We start from the raw sequence: 17,404 nt of genomic DNA on the forward strand, positions 1-17,404 counted from the left end.
ATTAGAATGAAAAAAGGATATGATATTCATATCCTTTTTTCTATATCCATTTACCACTTTTTACAAAATTTTCTGCTCTTTCATGTGCTCTTTCAACTATATTCTTTTCATAACCTATTAAGCTTAACAACTTAATTGCATTTTTTGATTTAGCCCTATCTTTATTAAGTTTATAATCAAATACTATATCATCATCTGTAATTTCTTCTTCAAAATGATAATTGTCATATTCCTTTTCCAGTAAATAAGTCAACTCAATATCGTGAGTTGCTGCAATACAAATAGTATTTGATTTATTTAAATGACTTAAGACTTCAGAGGATGATGCAATTCTCTCCACTGTATTTGTTCCTCTTAAAATTTCATCTACAAAACAAAGACATGGTACATTTTCATTACATTTGTCTATTATTCGTTTTAATGATTTTATTTCTACCATATAATAACTTTCTTCGTTTAATACATCATCTTTAAGGGCCATTGAAGTGTATATATTAAAAAATGTTCCTTCATATTTTTTAGTACATGAAGTATAAATACTTTGGCATAAAATTTGATTTATAGCCACACTTTTTATAAAAGTTGACTTTCCTGATGCATTGGATCCTGTTATAAGAACTCCTCTATTTATCTCAAGTGAATTACTCACTGGATGACTAATTAGTGGATGATATATTTCCTCAAAATTAGTAATATTATCTTCTTTTTTTAAACTAGTTGAAAGCTGTGGTTTAGAAAAATAATCTAAAGAAGTTCTAAAAGAAGTGATACTTATTAAGGCATCAATACCGCCTACATATTCGTAGATATTTTTCAAATACTCTTTATTTTTTATAATAGTTTCTTTAACTTTTTCATAAGTTATTAACTCTGATAAAGTAATCATATTAGCATATTCACTAAAAAAATTTAGATCTGATAAGATTGAGTTTGGATTTTTAGATACGGATTTTTTCTTAATTTTTTTAACCTTTTCCAAGTCTTCATCAATATTCTTTAAATTATTGTCTAGTTCTTTTATCTTCATATCTTTTATTTTAAATGCTACATTTATGGTTTTAATTATATATGTAAATCCACTAGTATCAATTTTTCTATTCTTATTATTAAAACTTATAAATATGTTTAATGCTACACTTAACATTGTTATAATAAGGAAAGATTTATTTATACCCATTAATAATAATGATATAAAAGGAATTGCTCTTAAAGTTCTATAAAATTTCAATCTATTTTTAGAGTTGTCCTCTTCTAAAAACAAACAAAGAGTGGTATTAGCATCATAATTATATCCTAAATTTGATAAAATTAATTGTAATTTAAGTCTTTCTTCAAAATTATGCATAAAATATTCAATAATATTATCTCTTTTTTTCAACTCTTTCAAAGTATATAAAGGATTTCTCAGCATATCATATAATACTTCTCTTCCCGCAGAACTTTGTGTATTGTTTATTTTTTTATAAACATCATCCATAGACAAATCACTCCATGTAATGTCATCTACACCTTTCTTTTGATCCTTATTTTTAAAAAAAGTAGCAATATTATTCATTTTATAATCCGCATCTTCAATATTTATTTCACACCCATAGTTTTTAATTATTTTAGCTTTGTTTTTATTAAATCCCTTTCTGAATGAATATAAGTCATACAATGAACAAATTATAATCATCAAAATTATACAAGCAACAATTTTTATTATATCCCCCATTTTTCCCCTCCTTTTTACTTTGATCCTCAATTTTATATTTTATTCTTTATCTACTCAATAGTACACCTTTATTTTTTATATAACCTTGTTTTAAATATAAAATATACATAATTTCTATTTATTGTAGATAGACTCTATAAACAATATTACTATTTAAAAAGCATACTTTTATCATTTTGATAATAGCTTTATAGAAAGGAGAAAATATGGTAAATAAAATTAATGAATTATGTGAAAAGTATTACGACAAAATAGTTAAAATAAGACATCAGTTGCATATGTATCCTGAAGTTGGTTATGAGGAATTTAACACCTCCAAGCTAGTATGCAATGAACTTAAAAATTTGAACTTAGAAGTAAAAACCAACGTTGCGAAAACAGGTGTCATTGCATTACTAAAGGGAAAATATCCTGGCAAAACCATACTTCTTAGAGCGGACATGGATGCTCTTAGAGTAAATGAAGAAACTAATTTAAAATTTAAATCTAAAATCCCAGGCGTCATGCACGCTTGTGGTCATGATGGTCATACAGCTTCACTACTTGGTGCTGCTATGATATTAAGCGAACTAAAAGATGATTTACATGGAAACATTAAGTTTATGTTCCAGCCAGATGAAGAAATTGAAGGTGGAGCAAAACCAATGATTGATGAAGGTATATTAGAAAATCCTCATGTAGATGCTGCCTTTGGCGGGCATTTGTGGGGAGAAGTAAAAGAAGGAATGGTAGGTATTAAACACGGTCCTATGATGGCATCTCCAGATATATTCAATATAAAGATTATAGGTGAAGGTGGTCACGGTGGTGTACCACAAAATTCCATTGATCCTATCCCAATTTTATCTCAAGTAATAAATACATTCCAAACTATTGTAAGCAGAAAAAATAATCCTCTTAATCCATTGGTCTCATCTTGTTGTCATGTTAAAGCTGGAAATACTGATTGTCATAACGCAATTCCTACAGAAGCAATTCTTGGCGGTACTGTTAGAACATTCGATGAAAAAACTAGAACCTGGGCAGAAAAAACTATAGAAGACATACTAAATGGAATTACTACTAGCCAAGGTGCAACTTACGAATATGAATATATAAAACAATTTCCACCTTTGATAAATGATTTCTCTATGACAGATTTAGTTATGTCATCTCTAAAAAAAATTGTTGGTGAAGAAAATGTTTTTGAACTAAATGAGCCATCTATGGGTGGTGAAGACTTTGCATATTTAGCAAAAGAAGTTCCTGCTTCATTCGTATTTGTTGGTATAGCAGAGGATGAAAATCATCCTGTAGTTCATCATAATTCAAAATTCCAATGGGATGATAGAAATATGAAAGTTCTTTGTAAAGCTTTATGTCAAGTTTCAATTGACTATTTAAATAGTTAAATTTTTTAAGGGGGGATTATCTTGGGTAAAGTAAAGGTAGAAAAAAAAGAAGGATTGCTAATGCAATTCTTGAACGTTGTTGAAAGGGTTGGTAATAAATTACCAGATCCAGTTACTATTTTTGTAATACTTTGGTTTGTTGTTATGATATTATCTTATTTTGTTGCAAAGTCAGGCGTTACAGCTATACACCCTGGACAAATTGATGAAGCGACTGGCAAGAATTTAGTAGTTAAAGGTGTAAATTTATTAAGCAAAGAACAATTGCAATTATTTTTAACAAATATAGTTACAAATTTTACAAGTTTTGCTCCTTTAGGATTAGTACTTGTTACTATGCTTGGAGCAGGTTTAGCTGAAAAATCAGGATACATGGAAACTGTAATGAAAAGTACAGTTACTAAGGTTCCAAAAAAATTACTTACTGGAACTATAATATTCGTTGGGATAATGGCCAACGCTGTTGCAGATGCAGGTTTTGTCGTTCTTCCACCCTTAGCTGCTCTTGTATTTTTAGGTGTAGGTAGACATCCTCTTGTAGGTTTATTTTCTGGATATGCTGGAGTTGCCGCAGGATTTTCTGCCAATTTAATTGTAAGTATGTTAGATGTTCTTGTTGCTGGTTTTACTATTCCAGCAGCTCAAATAATTGACCCAAATTATACTGGTACTCCTGCAATGAACTGGTATTTCTTAATAGTCTCAACACTTATACTTGTAGTTCTTGGTACATTTGTTACAGAAAAATATTTAGCTCCTCGTTTTGAGGGAAGTGATTACCTGGCTACAGATAGTGATAGTGATGTTGATTCAGAAATCACTCCATTGGAGAAAAAGGGTATGAAATATGCTTCTATAGGATTATTAATCTGTATAATTATTTTTATTGCTTTATGTATAGGACCAAATGCATTTATGAAAGATGCAAAAACTGGCTCACTTCTTGCAGCTTCTTCTCCTCTTATGGCTGGTATGGTCCCAATCATTACTATAATATTCTTTGTACCTGGTCTTACTTATGGTATTATAACTAAGAGAATAAAAAATGATAAAGATTTAGCAGCTATTTTATATGAATCTATGGCTGGTATGGGTTCTTATATAGTCTTAGCCTTTGCTGCTGGGCAGTTTTTAGCTTTATTTAATTCGTCTAATATGAGTTCTCTTTTATCTATTAAAGGTGCTCTATGGCTAAAAGGTATTGGTCTTACAGGTCCAGGGCTTTTAGTAGCATTTGTAGTATTTGCAGCTTTCATCAATCTATTTGTTGGTAGTTGTTCTGCAAAATGGGCTGTAATGGCACCAATATTTGTTCCAATGTTTTTAATGCTTGGATATGACCCAGCACTAACTCAAATGGCTTATCGTATTGGTGACTCTATAACAAACCCTATAAGTCCAATATTCACTTACTTCCCTGTTATATTAGCCTTTGCTAAGAAATACGACAAGGATATAGGCATTGGTACGGTAATGGCAAGTATGACACCATACTCACTACTATTTGGTTTAGCATGGATCGCTTTATTAGTTATCTTTATGATATTTAATTTACCACTTGGTCCTGGTGGAGGAATCTACTATCATATGTAAATATTACTCTTTTCATAAATATAATTAATCTGAGCGTATAAAGCTCATATAATGTGACCTTTTATAATGTAACTAAAGAGCTATATCTTAATTGATATAGTTCTTTAAATTCCTACAAAAACGGGGGTAATAAAATGACAATTAATGAATTGGCTAAAGTAAATAAAGACTATGTTATAAGTTTAAGAAGGGAGTTTCATAAAAACCCTGAAGTTAGTTTTAAAGAATTTAATACTTCAAAAATAATAAAAGAAGAATTAGATAAAATAGGAATAGAATATATTTCATGTGCTTCTACTGGTGTAGTAGCTACTATAAAAGGCAATCATCCTGGAAAAACAGTAGCTCTTAGAGCTGATATAGATGCTCTGTCTGTTCAAGAATTAAATAACATGGAATATAAATCTCTAGTTCCAGGTATGATGCATGCGTGTGGTCATGATGGTCACGCTTCTATGCTTCTTGGTGCCGCAAAAATATTATATTATCTAAAAGATGAAATCCATGGTACTATAAAACTATTTTTCCAACCTGCAGAAGAAATAGGTGAGGGTGCCAAAGCTATGATAAAAGATGGAGCTATGAATAATGTTGATTCAGTTTTTGGTATTCATTTATGGTCAAATATTGACGTTGGTGAAATATCTGTAGAATCTGGACCTAGAATGGCTAGTGCTGATTGGTTTAGCATAGATATTACCGGAAAAGGTGGCCACGGTTCTGCTCCTCACGAATGTGTTGATGCATTAGTTGTTGCGTCTTCCATAGTAATGAATTTACAAAATATAGTGAGCAGACAAGTTGATCCTCTTCATCCTCTAGTTCTAAGTGTCGGTATGCTTAACTCAGGTAGTAGATTTAATGTAATTGCTGAAAATGCATATATGGAAGGTACTACAAGATGTTTTAATTTAGATCTTAGAAAAAAACTTCCTGACATGATGGAAAATATAATTGACAATGTAGCTAATGGCTACGGAGCTAAAGCTTCTTTAAATTATAATTTCCTTTTATCACCAACAATTAATGATACAAATTGCTCTGCCATTGCAGAAGTTGCTGCAGAGAAAATAGTAGGTAAAGATAAAGTAATAAAATTTGAAAAAGTAACAGGTAGCGAAGACTTCTCTTTCTACCTTGAAAAAGCTCCTGGCACTTTAGCTTTTGTTGGATGTAGAAACGAAGAAAAATCTGCTTGTTACCCTCATCATAGTGGCAATTTTAATATTGATGAAGATGCATTGGAAATAGGTACAAAGTTGTATGTTAATTATGCTATTGATTATTTAAATTAAAAATATCAACAAAGGAAAAGATTTGCCATTATTAAAATAAAAGAGTTAATGAAAAGTTAAACTATAATAATCCTTTAAATTACATAAAATCATAACCACCCGTAAAACGGGTGGTTTGTACTAAGGCTATAAGCCTTTTTTGCTGGCACCACCTAAAGGCCGTTGTTTTTCACTTCGTTCAAGCCATAATACCATTTATTACTAGGCAATCTATAAAGGTATTTCTTGTTACCAACCCCCCTTTAAAATGTTCCATATATTCTTTTACACTTAATTTATCTTTAAATATATCGTAATTTTTCTTGTTCCTGTATATATATAATATGAAGAGCGAGAAATGTCAGCAAGACTACATAATGCTAATATAGAACACCCTTCTTTATTTAATTCTTTAATTGCAGTATATATAGTTTTTTCTTGATATTAGTTAGCCTCGCCTACTTTCTATTTCCTCCAATTTTAAAAAAGCATTCTCCATTTCTAAATGTTTATTTTGAGCTTCAAGCCGTTTTCTATTGATATAAAAAATTTTAACTTCATTTGAATAAAAGGTATTTTTAGAGGCTGTTTTACCAACTACAATCATTTTACAAATAGCCATTAGGACTATTTCACCATTTAAATACATTTCAACTGATTTAATTTTTGTTTTAAAATCAACTTTAGGTTTTCGTGACATAAAAATATACTCCCTTCATAGTGATAGTTTTATTATTATAACTGTCTACTATAAAGAGAGCATATCAAATTTCATTCAAGCGTAGAATCTAATTTTATAATCTCACTAATTAACGTATTTATTTTTTGTTATGGTAGCAAGCTTGCAAATATAATTGGATTGTATGTAGGTTTTGCATTTGAAGGATCAAAATTAGTTACTCTAGTATAACCATCTTCATACCATGTATTACCTGTTGATTCCATCATTAAACCGTCCCCTAAGTACACCGATACATGGCCTATACAATAGTTCTTACCTTTGAATGTAAACTTATGTTCACTCGGCCCATCTGCACCATAGTCCCAGAATATTAAATCTCCTGGTTTTAAATTGCTTACATTCATATTTTTATCATACCCCTTTGTAAGAACATACTTTGCTTGTTCCTCAACAGGTTTGTAATACATTTTTCCAGTATCTTCACCGTACTTTATTAGTTCCTTATTTCCTACAGCGAGTAGCACTTCCCCTGCAAATCTATTACACATAAGTTGATCATCAGCTGAGCCATAAGGAGTTCCTATTAATTCGAATCCCTCTATTAAAGCTTTTGCTCTTTTATTATTTTCATAACCACTCGCAGCTTTAACACTACTTATTAATCCATTTTTATTACTTTCAAATACTAAATATCCTATTTTAACAGTATCGTTTTTCATCATTTTATAATTTGATGGATTAAAATAATATGATTTTTCCCAGATTGAATGAAGTCCACTTAAAGCATTGGAATAAGTTGGATGGAAATAATATGAATCACCATCTACTTCAGTTATTCCCTTAGCTGCCTTTCCATCTTTTGGTGAGAAATAGTATAACTTATTATTTATTGTTCTAAATCCTTTATGTATTCCACCACCATATAAAAAGTAGTATCTTTCATTATCAACAGTAACCATACCAGTTTTACTTGTTCCATCTTCATCTATATAAAGATATGGCTCACCATCTTTGTAAGTTATTCCAAATACTTTTTCATCCTCTAATAAAATACCTGTTTCCTCATGGAACTTATAATACTTTCCATCTATTATCTGAATTCCAAATAACATTTTGTCAGTATATTTGTCAAAATAATGCTTATCATTATTAATAGTTATAAGTCCACTTAATGCTGCTTTAGTCTCTGGTGAAAAATAGTATTTATCTCCATCAACTTCTCTTAATCCACTTAGGGCTTTTCCACTAGTATTTGAAAAATAATATCTTTCTTCTGATATAAATCTTAAACCTGTTTGTGCTTTGTAGGTTGTTGTAGAAAAGTAATATTTATCTCCTGATAAACTTCTTAAGCCACTTAAAGCTTTTTTAGTTGTTTTTGAAAAGTAATATTTATCTCCATCAATCTCTCTTAGTCCACTTAATGCTTTTCCACTAGTCTTTGAAAAATAGTACTTATCTCCCGATAAAGTTCTTAAACCACGTTGCGATTTAAAGGTTGTTGTTGAAAAATAGTATTTATTTCCTTCTATCTCCTTTAACCCACCTAATGCTTTTCCAGTTGATTTTGAGAAGTAATATTTATCTCCATCAACTTCTCTTAGTCCGCTTAAACTCTTTCCGTTACTTTTTGAAAAGTAGTATTTGCATCCATCTATAGTTCGAAGTCCAGTTTGCATTCTTCCTGTACTAGAAAAATAATATCTGTAACCTTCTATAGTTTGTAGCCCTGTAACTTTCTTGCCTGTTTTTGGACTATAATAGTATGTATAGCCACCCTTTTTGACAAAGCCCTTAAGTTGTGAATAGACTACATTGCTATTTTTAGTATTTTCACTTTTTGAATAAAAGTCTAACGGTTTTAATACTATGATTGATGCAAATGCTACTAAAATAATAAATTTTATTGATTCTTTTGTAAAACTACTTGACACTATCTCATCTCCTCCCCTCAAATTTATTATAAGTTAAAATGAAGCTTAATAAAAGTATAATTTGTAATATTTTACCTAAAAACCAATAAATTGTATACTTTTTTCAAAATAGCGATAATTTTTATTATGAATTTCTATTTACCTTTGAATCAAAAAAATATAAAAGGATGAACTTATATAAGTTCATCCTTTTATATTTTTAATATATATTAATAAATTTTGCCTGGATTTAAAATATTTTTAGAATCAAAAGCAGTTTTTATTCCTTTTAATATATTTACGTAATTTTCATCTTTAGACTCACAGAAATATGGACTCTTGGCATATCCTATTCCATGCTCTCCTGAAACTTCTCCATTTAATTCTCTTGCTTTACTAAACATTAGTTCAAAAGCATGATTAAGTCTCTTTCTCCATTCTTCTTCTGGTAAATTATCTTTATGAGGATAAACGTGTAAGTTACCATCTCCTGCATGACCAAAGCTTTTTATTTTAAGACCTACCTCTTTTTGTATATCATGAGTATATCTTATAAATTCTGCAACTTTATCTCTAGGTACAACAACATCACATTCATCTATTACACTATTTGCTTTAAATGCTTCTAAGAATGCCCCCCTTGCAGACCATATACTTTCATTTCTCTCTTCTGTATCAGAAATTAATACATCATAAGCTCCACATTCTAAACAAAGTTTTGCCACATTTTCATATTCTTTTTCTATTTCTTCAGTAGAATTTCCATCAAATTTTAATAGCAAGTATGCATTTGATGAATTATCTGGGAACTTCTTACCTAAAAATTCTTCTGCACCTACAATAGCTTCTCTTTCCATAAATTCTACTGCTGTTGGTATAGACTTAGATTTTATTATTTTTGGAACAGTATCTATAGCTGACTCTAAATTAGGGAAAGGAATTAGTAAACTAATAGCTTTTTTAGGTAGTGGTAGTAATTTTAAAATAGCTTTAGTTACAATTCCTAATGTCCCTTCAGAACCTACTATTAAATCTTTTATTGCATAGCCAGAAGAGTTTTTAACAACTTTTCCACCTACATTAATTATTTCTCCATTTGGAAGTACAATCTCTAATCCTCTTACATAATCTCTTGTCACTCCATATTTTACTGCTCTCATACCTCCAGCATTAGTATTTATATTTCCGCCGATGGCAGCGCTTTTTTCTCCTGGATCTGGTGGATAAAATAAATCATGTTCTTCCACAAATTGACCTATAGTCATAAGTAGTACCCCTGGCTCTACAGTTAAAGTCAGGTTTTCTTCATCAAGTTCTAATATTTTATCCATCTTACACATGTTCATCATGATTCCACCATAAAGGGCAACAGATGCTCCAGAAAGCCCTGTCCCTTGCCCCCTTGGTGTTACAGGTATATTATTTTCATGAGCATATTTCATTATTTTAGAAACTTGCTCAGTACTTTTAACATAAATCATTACCTCTGGATATTTTAACTCTCCTGCCAACTCGTCATGGGCAAAGTCTTCACTTATTTCATCGCCAACAATAATATCTTCCTCATTACAAATACTTTTTAAAAATTCTATATCATTTTTATCTAATTTTTTATACATAATATTCCCCTCCTACTATTTTAAGATAGTGCAAACTCAGCTTGTGAATTATTCTCTTTTTTTATGTTTTCTACCTTTCCAATTAACATTGGTATTATTTCATAAATATCACCTATTAATGCCAAGTGAGCCACGTCAAATATAGGAGCATTTTCATCTTGATTAATAGCAATTATATAATCAGAGCCTTTCATTCCTGCAACAAATTGAACTGCTCCAGATACACCGCAAGTTATTATAAGTTTTGGTTTTACAGTTCTACCGCTTAACCCTATTTGTTTTCTAGGATCTATCCATCCTGATTCAATAGTCGGTCTAGTGCCTGCCAATTGGCCTCCTAAAAGACCTGCTAATTTTTCTGCCATTTTTATATCTTCAGCTTTTTTAAATGCTCTACTTACAACAACTACAACTTCTGCATCTTCAATACCCACAACTTTATTTTTCACTTTTGTTTCTAGTACTTTTATATTAGATTTTAATTTATCTTTTCCTATCTCACAAATTGTAGTCTTTCCACTAGGATTTTCAACTTTCTCAGGAGCTGAAAATATTTTATATCTTACAGTAGCAAATTGTGGTCTATGATTTGGAGTGTTTATATGTGCCATTATATTACCACCAAAAGCAGGTCTTATTTGATCCAAATCTGTATTTTTCTGAATATCTAAAATAGTACAGTCAGCAGTAAGCCCTGTTCTAAATCTTGCAGCAAGTCTTGGTGCCAAAGATCTACCTATAGTTGTTCCACCAAATAACATTATTGTAGGTTTTATCTTTGATATATAACTTTCCACTGCTGCCGCATATGGTTCTATTCTAAATTTATCTAACTCTTCATTATCATAAACAAATACTTCATCAACACCATAAGAAAGTAGTGGTGCACATTTATCTTTTATTTTATTTCCCACAAATACACAGTAAACTGGATGATTTATTTTGCCTGCCAATTCTCTTGCTTTTCCTATTAGTTCATAAGTTACTGGATGAATTTCTCCATCTGAGTGTTCTACATATACTGTTACACCTTTCCACTCATCTTTATTTATTGCCACTATCTTATCTTCTTCAAATTCAAAAGCACCTTCTGGTCCTTTTTTTACACACATTTTACACATTTTACAAGCTGCATTTATTTCAACTTTTCCATCTACTTCTTCCAATGCTCCAAATGGACAAATTTCTAAAACTTCTTTTATATTATTAATATTCTCAGAATTTACAATTATTTTTGCCATTTTTATTTCTCCCTTCTATAATATTTTCAAGTCTACTATTTTATTAAATAAAGCCTCTGTAAGCTCCTCATTACTTCCTCTTAATACGTTTTTATCTGTGTTTGGAGTAGGCGGGAATATCCTTTTTACTTGAGTAGGCGAACCATTTAACCCATAATGATTTTCATCTTTATCTTCAAAATCATTTAAAGTAAACATTGGTATCTCTCTATTTTTAGTAGCCATTTTTAACTTGAAAGAAGGTAATCTTGGTTGAAATATATCTTTTTCCACAGTTATTAAGCATGGGTAAGTTATTTCACACACTTCCATAGAAGTTGGTAAATCAATTTCTACAACTATAGAATTTTCTTTTACTTCTATTATTTCAGTTACATTTGTCACATGAGATATATTTAAAAACTCAGCAATTTCTGATCCAACTTGAGCTGTATCTCCATCTGTAGTTTGTTTTCCACATATTATTAAATCTGGATTAGATATTTTTTTTATTCCTTGAGACAAAGTGTAAGAAGTTGCCAGTACATCAGCTCCACCAAATTTTCTATCACTTATTATTGCTCCTTCATCAACTCCCATAGAAAAACTTTCTTTTATTACTGTCTTTGCTTGAGGTGGTCCCATAGTTATTGCTTTTATAGTTGCATTATTTTCTTTTTTAATTCTTAATGCAGTTTCTAAGGCAAATAAATCGTAAGGATTCATCTTCGAATCTACTCCATCTCTTTTTAAAACGCCAGTTACTGGATCAACTTCAACCCCAGTTGTTCCTGGAACTTGTTTAATACATACTAAAATTTCCATTATTCTTCCTCCTTAACTATTTAACAATTACAGATACGCCATCTGGAATGACAACTACCTTAGCATCTTCACCTTTAATCTCATAAGCTAAATTTAAAGCTTCATTAAAATTGTAAGCATGTTTCATATGCATACTTGTAATCATTTTAGGGTCACATTCATCAGTAACCATTATTACAGTGAATTTATCTAAAATTCTTGCTAATATTTGAAATTCCCATTGATCAGGAACAGTATCTTCTTTCTTAACATTTCTCACATTTTCTAGTATTTCTTTTGGTGAAGGTGCATTAGCCACGTTATTATAGAAAGACTCTCCTCCATGGCCATCATTGCAAGCAGCCACCATTATTATTACTCCACCCTCTTTGCAAGTAGCTTCAGCTGCTGTCATCCCTTTTACTGATTGATAAATATTTTGATCTAGAGGATATCCTCCATTTGTACTTACAACTATGTCAGCTGGAATTTTATCTATTTTTGATAATTTAGTTACAAATTCACAACCTTGTTTATGTGCTTTATCTACATCTCCGGAAAAAGATGCTATAACCTTTTTATTCTTATCTATAGCCACATTAACTATAAATGCCAATTTTGCAGTTTTTGCGGCATATACCATATCTTCATGAATAGGATTATTACTCAAAGTTCCAGTTCTTGAATTTTCACTATCTATAAACTCACTACAATGGTTGTACATTATAGTTTTTGCTGATGCTATGCCAGGAAGGACACTTTTTCGTCCACCTGAAAATCCTGCAAAAAAATGCGGCTCTATAAATCCTTCTGCCACAAGCAAGTCTGCCTTGGCAGCTAATTTATTTATATAAAAATCTCCACCAGAAGGAAGCACCCCCATTTTTATCATATCTTCATCATTTGTAGATTTATGAATTACAATTTCTTCTTTTTCTACTATTTCTTCACCTAATTTGAAAATTAATTCTTCTTTTGTACTAGGTCTATGAAATCCTGTAGCAACTAATATTTTAATTTTTGCATTTGGATTTCCTTTTCTAATTTTTTCTAAAATTTGAGGCATTATTACACGACTTGGTACTGGTCTAGTATGATCACTTGTTATAATAACAATATTTTCTTTACCTTTTGCTAACTCTTCTAATCTTGATGTGCCAATTGGATTGTCTAAAGAATTCTTTACAATTTCACTCTCACTTTTTGTAACGATAAAATCATGTGATTTAGAAACTAAAATAGCTTCTAAGTTTTTATCTTCTATTTCTAAGTTCATACCTTGTTTTGAATAAGGTACTTTTATAATTGTCATAATACTTTCCCCCTTAAAATTAAAGTCCAAGTATAGGTAAAAACCTACCAAAATATACTATTAAACCAAGTATGATTACATATCCTAAACAATACTTAACTGTTGAACTAAAAATCTTACCTTCTTGACCAATTAGTCCTGTTGCAGAAGTTGCAATTGCTATACTTTGTGGTGAAATCATTTTCCCAGCTGTAGCACCAGCCGTATTTGCTGCAGCAATCCAATAAGGATCTATTGATAATGACTTAGCTGCTTTCACTTGTAATCCTCCAAATAATATATTGGCTGAAGTATCACTACCAGTAACAAATGTCCCTATAGCCCCAAGAAGTGGCGAAATTAATGGATAAAAACTTCCTGTCATTGAACAAAGTCCAAATGATATGGAACTAGTCATACCACTATGTGACATAATCTTTGATATGGCAACTATAGACATTATAGTAATAAATGATGTTTTTAATTGTATTACTGTATTTTTAAATACCTTTGCCATATATGAAAATTTTATTTTTTGAATAAATCCTGCAATCACTGTTGCAATTATAATCATCATACCAGGTGTATTTATCCAAGAAAAACCTGATGTAGAAGTAGAATCCCCGCTGTATATATGAATATTACTACTAAATTGTCCTACAAATGAATTTAAACTCGGTACTAAAGGACTTGTTATTAAAATTAATGTACAAAGAAAAATATAAGGTAGCCAAGCTAAAATTCCTTCTTTAGCTGATACTTTCTTTGCAATTACTTCAGTATCCTCATCTGTAGTTAAATCTTCTGATTTTTCTTTATTCCTATTCATAAATTTTGCCATAATAATTGTACATATCATGGAGCAAATACTTCCTATAAGTGCTGGCAGTTCAGCTCCCAAGTATTTGGCTATAAAAATTTGAGGATTGGCAAAGGATGCCCCAGATATTAAGGTAATTAAAAAACACCTTTTACTGCTTTTATATTTCTTTCTGTTAAAATAACTAATAAAAATGGAATTAATATTATAAAACCTGCAAGTTGTAATGATGTGATAAAACTTAGTTGAACAACGTCCAGATTGGTAACTGTTGCTAGTGTTGTAATGGGTATTCTTATTGCTCCAAATGCAGTAGGAACAGTATTGGATATTAAACATATAACTGCTGCAAAAATAGGATTAAAGCCAATGGATGCTAGAATACTTGCTGGTATGGCAACAGCTGTTCCATATCCTGCTACAGCTTCAAGAAATCCTCCAAACCCCCAAGCTAGAATTAAAACTTGGATTCTGTTATCAGTAGTTATACTAGATAACATAGTTTTCATAACATCCATTGTTTTAGTTTCACAAGCAAGATTATAAGTAAATAAAGCTGCAACTATCACCAAAAGTATTGGCCAAAGTGCAATGGCCATTCCCTCTATTGAGGCTGTTACTCCGTCAATAACAGGCATTTTCCAAAATATTATTGCAATTAGTAAACTTAGAAACGCAGTAAACAAACATGTCTTATGTGCTGGCAATTTTAGTACACCTAAAGATACTATAAGCCAAACTATAGGAACTAAAGCAATAAAAAACAAAACATATTCATTCATTAATATATACCCCCTTGTTTATACTGGTCATTCCAAAGGTGGTCAGTGGTATTACCACTTTTATATTTAAAGTTTATTCCAATTTTTTTCAAAAAACAATAATAGTCTGAAATTTAACAATTTTTTTTATATTTTCATAATTTATTTAAAGACATTATTTGTCAAAATTTTCTTCAATGTACTTCATATGGGCTTCCATGGCTTTTAAAGCTTCCTTTTCATCTTTTTTAATTATTTTATTACAAATTTCATGGTGCTGACCTAATAAAAATTTATCAGCCTTATCATTTTGAATAATTTCAGATCTGGCATCTTCAATAAATCTTTCAAATAACATGGATGCTGTGTTAAATAAACTTTCTATTAAACAGTTTTTACTCATAGATGCAACCTTATTATGAAATCTTTTGTCTAATTCAACTAAAATTTCATTTCTATTTGCTCCTTTACTTTCTTCTTCCATTTCTTTCACTATACTAAGTAATTCCCTGCAATCCATGTCAGTTGCTCTAATAGCCGCAAGCCTCGCATTTTCCACTTCTAAGACTTTTCTAAGTTCAAAAATATCTTTATACTCACCATTATTTAATTTAAACATCATGGATAAAGGTTGTAATAATGATTTTTCAGTATTCGAGCAAATAAAATTTCCTTCTCCATGAATGCTCTCTACTACTCCCATGCTTTCCAATACTCTTAACGCTTCTCTTATAGACGTTCTGCTTATATTCATAAGTTCTGATAATTCTCTTTCTGATGGTAGCCTATCACCCTTTTTTAAATCACCATCAATTATATTTTTTTGTATTTGTTCAATTACTTCCTCGTAAACCTTTTTATTTGATATACTATTAAACATAAAATTCCCCCCATTGTACGCTATTTCGTCATAATTAAATTATATATTATTTTTTAGAAAAATGAAAATAAGTAAACATTAAAAAATTGTCATGTTATTGAGAATATTGTTGTTTTGTTTATATATCAAATATTAATTTAATAATATTATCCAAAAGTATTTTGTATACTTGCATTAATAATGTAGATTTTTACATTATTATCCATTATTATGAGTAGTAATGAATTAAATACATTTATAGTTAAATAAAGGGGGATAAATTATGAAAAAGTATATTTGTGATATTTGTGATTATGTTTATGATCCAGAAATAGGAGATCCTGATCATGGAATAAACCCAGGAACTTCATTTGAAGATTTACCAGATGATTGGGAATGCCCTTTATGTGGTGTTGGCAAAGACGAATTTTCTGAAACTGAATAATTAAAAATTAATTACAAAAATAGTATATCAAAATTGATATACTATTTTTGTAATTATAATTTATTTTATATAAGACCTTATATTTTGTAGTTTTTTACTTAGTATAGTATGCAATGCCAATGCTACCAGGACCCACATGAAGACCAATTACTGGTCCTATAGATTGAATACCAACCTTTTTACCAAGCTTATTTTCCAAAGCATTAGCTAATTTGAGACCTTCTTCTTCACAATTAATATGATGTACAACAACATCTCCTAACCCTTTAGATTCTATATCATTTAATACAGTTTCTACTATCTCATCTACAGCTTTTTTTCTAGTTCTAACCTTTTTGAATACAGAAGTTTCACCATCAACAACAGTAAGTATTGGTTTTATTTGTAATAAATTTCCAAACAAGGCTACTGCTCCACCTATTCTACCACCCTTTTTTAGATATTCTAAAGTCTCTGGTGTAAATAAAAATCTACCGTTATCTAACACCTGACTAGCTACATCTTCAACTTCATCTATACTTTTTCCTTCACTTGCAATTTCACCAGCTTTAATTGCAGCAAATCCCATTTGCATACAGTTAGTCTTTGAATCTATTATACGTATATCTGCTTTAGGATAATCTTCTATTATCATATTTTTTACCATATTTGCATTTGAATATGTACCACTCATTTTTGATGATAAGAATATTCCGACTATTGAATCTCCATCTTTTACTATCTTTTCAAATGCACTTAACATTTCTTCTGGTATGGGCTGAGATGATTTTGGAATTTCGTCTACTTTGCTCATTTCTTCATAAAAATATTTATTATCTATATCAACTTCACGTCTACTTACTCCATCCATAACAACGTTTAAAGATATTATTTTTATATCATATTTATCTATATACTCATTTGGAATATATGATGTACTGTCTATAACTACTTTTATTGCCATATACTTCACTTCCTTTTAATTGATTCTGTTTATAAGTACATTAATTATTATATACTAAATTTATTTATAAAGTTA

General features: G+C 30.2%; 15 protein-coding genes. 4 read left to right on the forward strand and 11 right to left on the reverse strand.

Annotated elements, in window-relative coordinates; translation table 11 throughout:
* Nucleotides 1-40 precede the first annotated feature (40 nt).
* A complete protein-coding gene (locus K0039_RS01785; protein ID WP_228103349.1) occupies nt 41-1,714 on the reverse strand; it encodes a MutS-related protein in 1,674 nt (557 codons plus the stop codon).
* Between the two features lie 206 nt (nt 1,715-1,920).
* Between K0039_RS01785 and K0039_RS01790 the strand changes: the two genes are divergently transcribed.
* From K0039_RS01790 to K0039_RS01800, 3 genes are all read left to right on the forward strand, one after another.
* Nucleotides 1,921-3,105 carry a M20 metallopeptidase family protein gene (locus tag K0039_RS01790; RefSeq protein ID WP_228103350.1) on the forward strand — a complete coding sequence of 395 codons (1,185 nt, stop codon included), beginning with the start codon at nt 1,921-1,923 and terminating at the stop codon, nt 3,103-3,105.
* 21 nt (nt 3,106-3,126) lie between these two features.
* Nucleotides 3,127-4,698, forward strand: coding sequence for an AbgT family transporter (locus K0039_RS01795; RefSeq protein ID WP_306665631.1), 1,572 nt, complete (start codon nt 3,127-3,129; stop codon nt 4,696-4,698).
* Between the two features lie 134 nt (nt 4,699-4,832).
* Complete coding sequence (locus K0039_RS01800) at nt 4,833-5,993, forward strand: M20 family metallopeptidase (RefSeq protein ID WP_228103351.1); 1,161 nt, start codon at nt 4,833-4,835, stop codon at nt 5,991-5,993.
* Nucleotides 5,994-6,420: 427 nt separating this feature from the next.
* On the opposite strand, the gene K0039_RS01805 is transcribed toward K0039_RS01800, so the two are convergent.
* The 9 genes from K0039_RS01805 to K0039_RS01840 all read right to left on the reverse strand — a co-directional run bounded on the left by K0039_RS01805 (nt 6,421) and on the right by K0039_RS01840 (nt 15,962).
* On the reverse strand, nt 6,421-6,672 hold the full coding sequence (locus K0039_RS01805; protein ID WP_228103352.1) for a hypothetical protein: 252 nt from the start codon (nt 6,670-6,672) through the stop codon (nt 6,421-6,423).
* Nucleotides 6,673-6,800: 128 nt separating this feature from the next.
* Nucleotides 6,801-8,588 carry a hypothetical protein gene (locus tag K0039_RS01810; RefSeq protein WP_228103353.1) on the reverse strand — a complete coding sequence of 596 codons (1,788 nt, stop codon included), beginning with the start codon at nt 8,586-8,588 and terminating at the stop codon, nt 6,801-6,803.
* Nucleotides 8,589-8,797: 209 nt separating this feature from the next.
* Nucleotides 8,798-10,186, reverse strand: coding sequence for an FAD-binding oxidoreductase (locus K0039_RS01815; RefSeq protein ID WP_228103354.1), 1,389 nt, complete (start codon nt 10,184-10,186; stop codon nt 8,798-8,800).
* A 20-nt stretch (nt 10,187-10,206) separates the two neighbouring features.
* Entirely contained in the window at nt 10,207-11,427 is a 1,221-nt protein-coding gene (locus K0039_RS01820) for an electron transfer flavoprotein subunit alpha (RefSeq protein ID WP_228103355.1), read from the reverse strand.
* Between the two features lie 15 nt (nt 11,428-11,442).
* Nucleotides 11,443-12,231: an electron transfer flavoprotein subunit beta/FixA family protein gene (locus K0039_RS01825; RefSeq protein ID WP_228103356.1), complete on the reverse strand. Its 789-nt coding sequence runs from the start codon at nt 12,229-12,231 to the stop codon at nt 11,443-11,445.
* Nucleotides 12,232-12,247: 16 nt separating this feature from the next.
* Nucleotides 12,248-13,522 carry a nickel-dependent lactate racemase gene (larA, locus tag K0039_RS01830; RefSeq protein WP_228103357.1) on the reverse strand — a complete coding sequence of 425 codons (1,275 nt, stop codon included), beginning with the start codon at nt 13,520-13,522 and terminating at the stop codon, nt 12,248-12,250.
* A 19-nt stretch (nt 13,523-13,541) separates the two neighbouring features.
* Complete coding sequence (locus tag K0039_RS24605; protein ID WP_500303615.1) at nt 13,542-14,402, reverse strand: L-lactate permease; 861 nt, start codon at nt 14,400-14,402, stop codon at nt 13,542-13,544.
* Nucleotides 14,403-14,458: 56 nt separating this feature from the next.
* Nucleotides 14,459-15,103 (reverse strand): L-lactate permease, encoded by a 645-nt coding sequence (locus K0039_RS24610; protein ID WP_331476646.1) that lies wholly within the window; start codon nt 15,101-15,103, stop codon nt 14,459-14,461.
* Between the two features lie 154 nt (nt 15,104-15,257).
* A complete protein-coding gene (locus K0039_RS01840) occupies nt 15,258-15,962 on the reverse strand; it encodes a FadR/GntR family transcriptional regulator (protein WP_228103358.1) in 705 nt (234 codons plus the stop codon).
* 262 nt (nt 15,963-16,224) lie between these two features.
* On the opposite strand from K0039_RS01840, the gene rd reads away from it, so the two are divergent.
* Nucleotides 16,225-16,386 (forward strand): rubredoxin, encoded by a 162-nt coding sequence (rd, locus tag K0039_RS01845; protein ID WP_228103359.1) that lies wholly within the window; start codon nt 16,225-16,227, stop codon nt 16,384-16,386.
* Nucleotides 16,387-16,480: 94 nt separating this feature from the next.
* Here the strand turns inward: rd and K0039_RS01850 are convergent, their stop codons facing one another.
* Nucleotides 16,481-17,329, reverse strand: coding sequence for a DegV family protein (locus tag K0039_RS01850; RefSeq protein ID WP_228103360.1), 849 nt, complete (start codon nt 17,327-17,329; stop codon nt 16,481-16,483).
* Nucleotides 17,330-17,404: the final 75 nt, after the last annotated feature.

This window comes from Terrisporobacter mayombei (assembly GCF_020748465.1).
Classification (GTDB): Bacteria; Bacillota; Clostridia; order Peptostreptococcales; family Peptostreptococcaceae; genus Terrisporobacter; species Terrisporobacter mayombei.

Coding starts and splice junctions, on each gene's coding strand:
- K0039_RS01785 (WP_228103349.1), bottom strand. CDS start 1,714: ATGGGGGATATAATAAAAATTGTTGCTTGTATAATTTTGATGATTATA.
- K0039_RS01790 (WP_228103350.1), top strand. CDS start 1,921: ATGGTAAATAAAATTAATGAATTATGTGAAAAGTATTACGACAAAATA.
- K0039_RS01800 (WP_228103351.1), top strand. CDS start 4,833: ATGACAATTAATGAATTGGCTAAAGTAAATAAAGACTATGTTATAAGT.
- K0039_RS01805 (WP_228103352.1), bottom strand. CDS start 6,672: ATGTCACGAAAACCTAAAGTTGATTTTAAAACAAAAATTAAATCAGTT.
- K0039_RS01815 (WP_228103354.1), bottom strand. CDS start 10,186: ATGTATAAAAAATTAGATAAAAATGATATAGAATTTTTAAAAAGTATT.
- K0039_RS01820 (WP_228103355.1), bottom strand. CDS start 11,427: ATGGCAAAAATAATTGTAAATTCTGAGAATATTAATAATATAAAAGAA.
- K0039_RS01825 (WP_228103356.1), bottom strand. CDS start 12,231: ATGGAAATTTTAGTATGTATTAAACAAGTTCCAGGAACAACTGGGGTT.
- larA (WP_228103357.1), bottom strand. CDS start 13,522: ATGACAATTATAAAAGTACCTTATTCAAAACAAGGTATGAACTTAGAA.
- K0039_RS24610 (WP_331476646.1), bottom strand. CDS start 15,103: ATGAATGAATATGTTTTGTTTTTTATTGCTTTAGTTCCTATAGTTTGG.
- K0039_RS01840 (WP_228103358.1), bottom strand. CDS start 15,962: ATGTTTAATAGTATATCAAATAAAAAGGTTTACGAGGAAGTAATTGAA.
- rd (WP_228103359.1), top strand. CDS start 16,225: ATGAAAAAGTATATTTGTGATATTTGTGATTATGTTTATGATCCAGAA.
- K0039_RS01850 (WP_228103360.1), bottom strand. CDS start 17,329: ATGGCAATAAAAGTAGTTATAGACAGTACATCATATATTCCAAATGAG.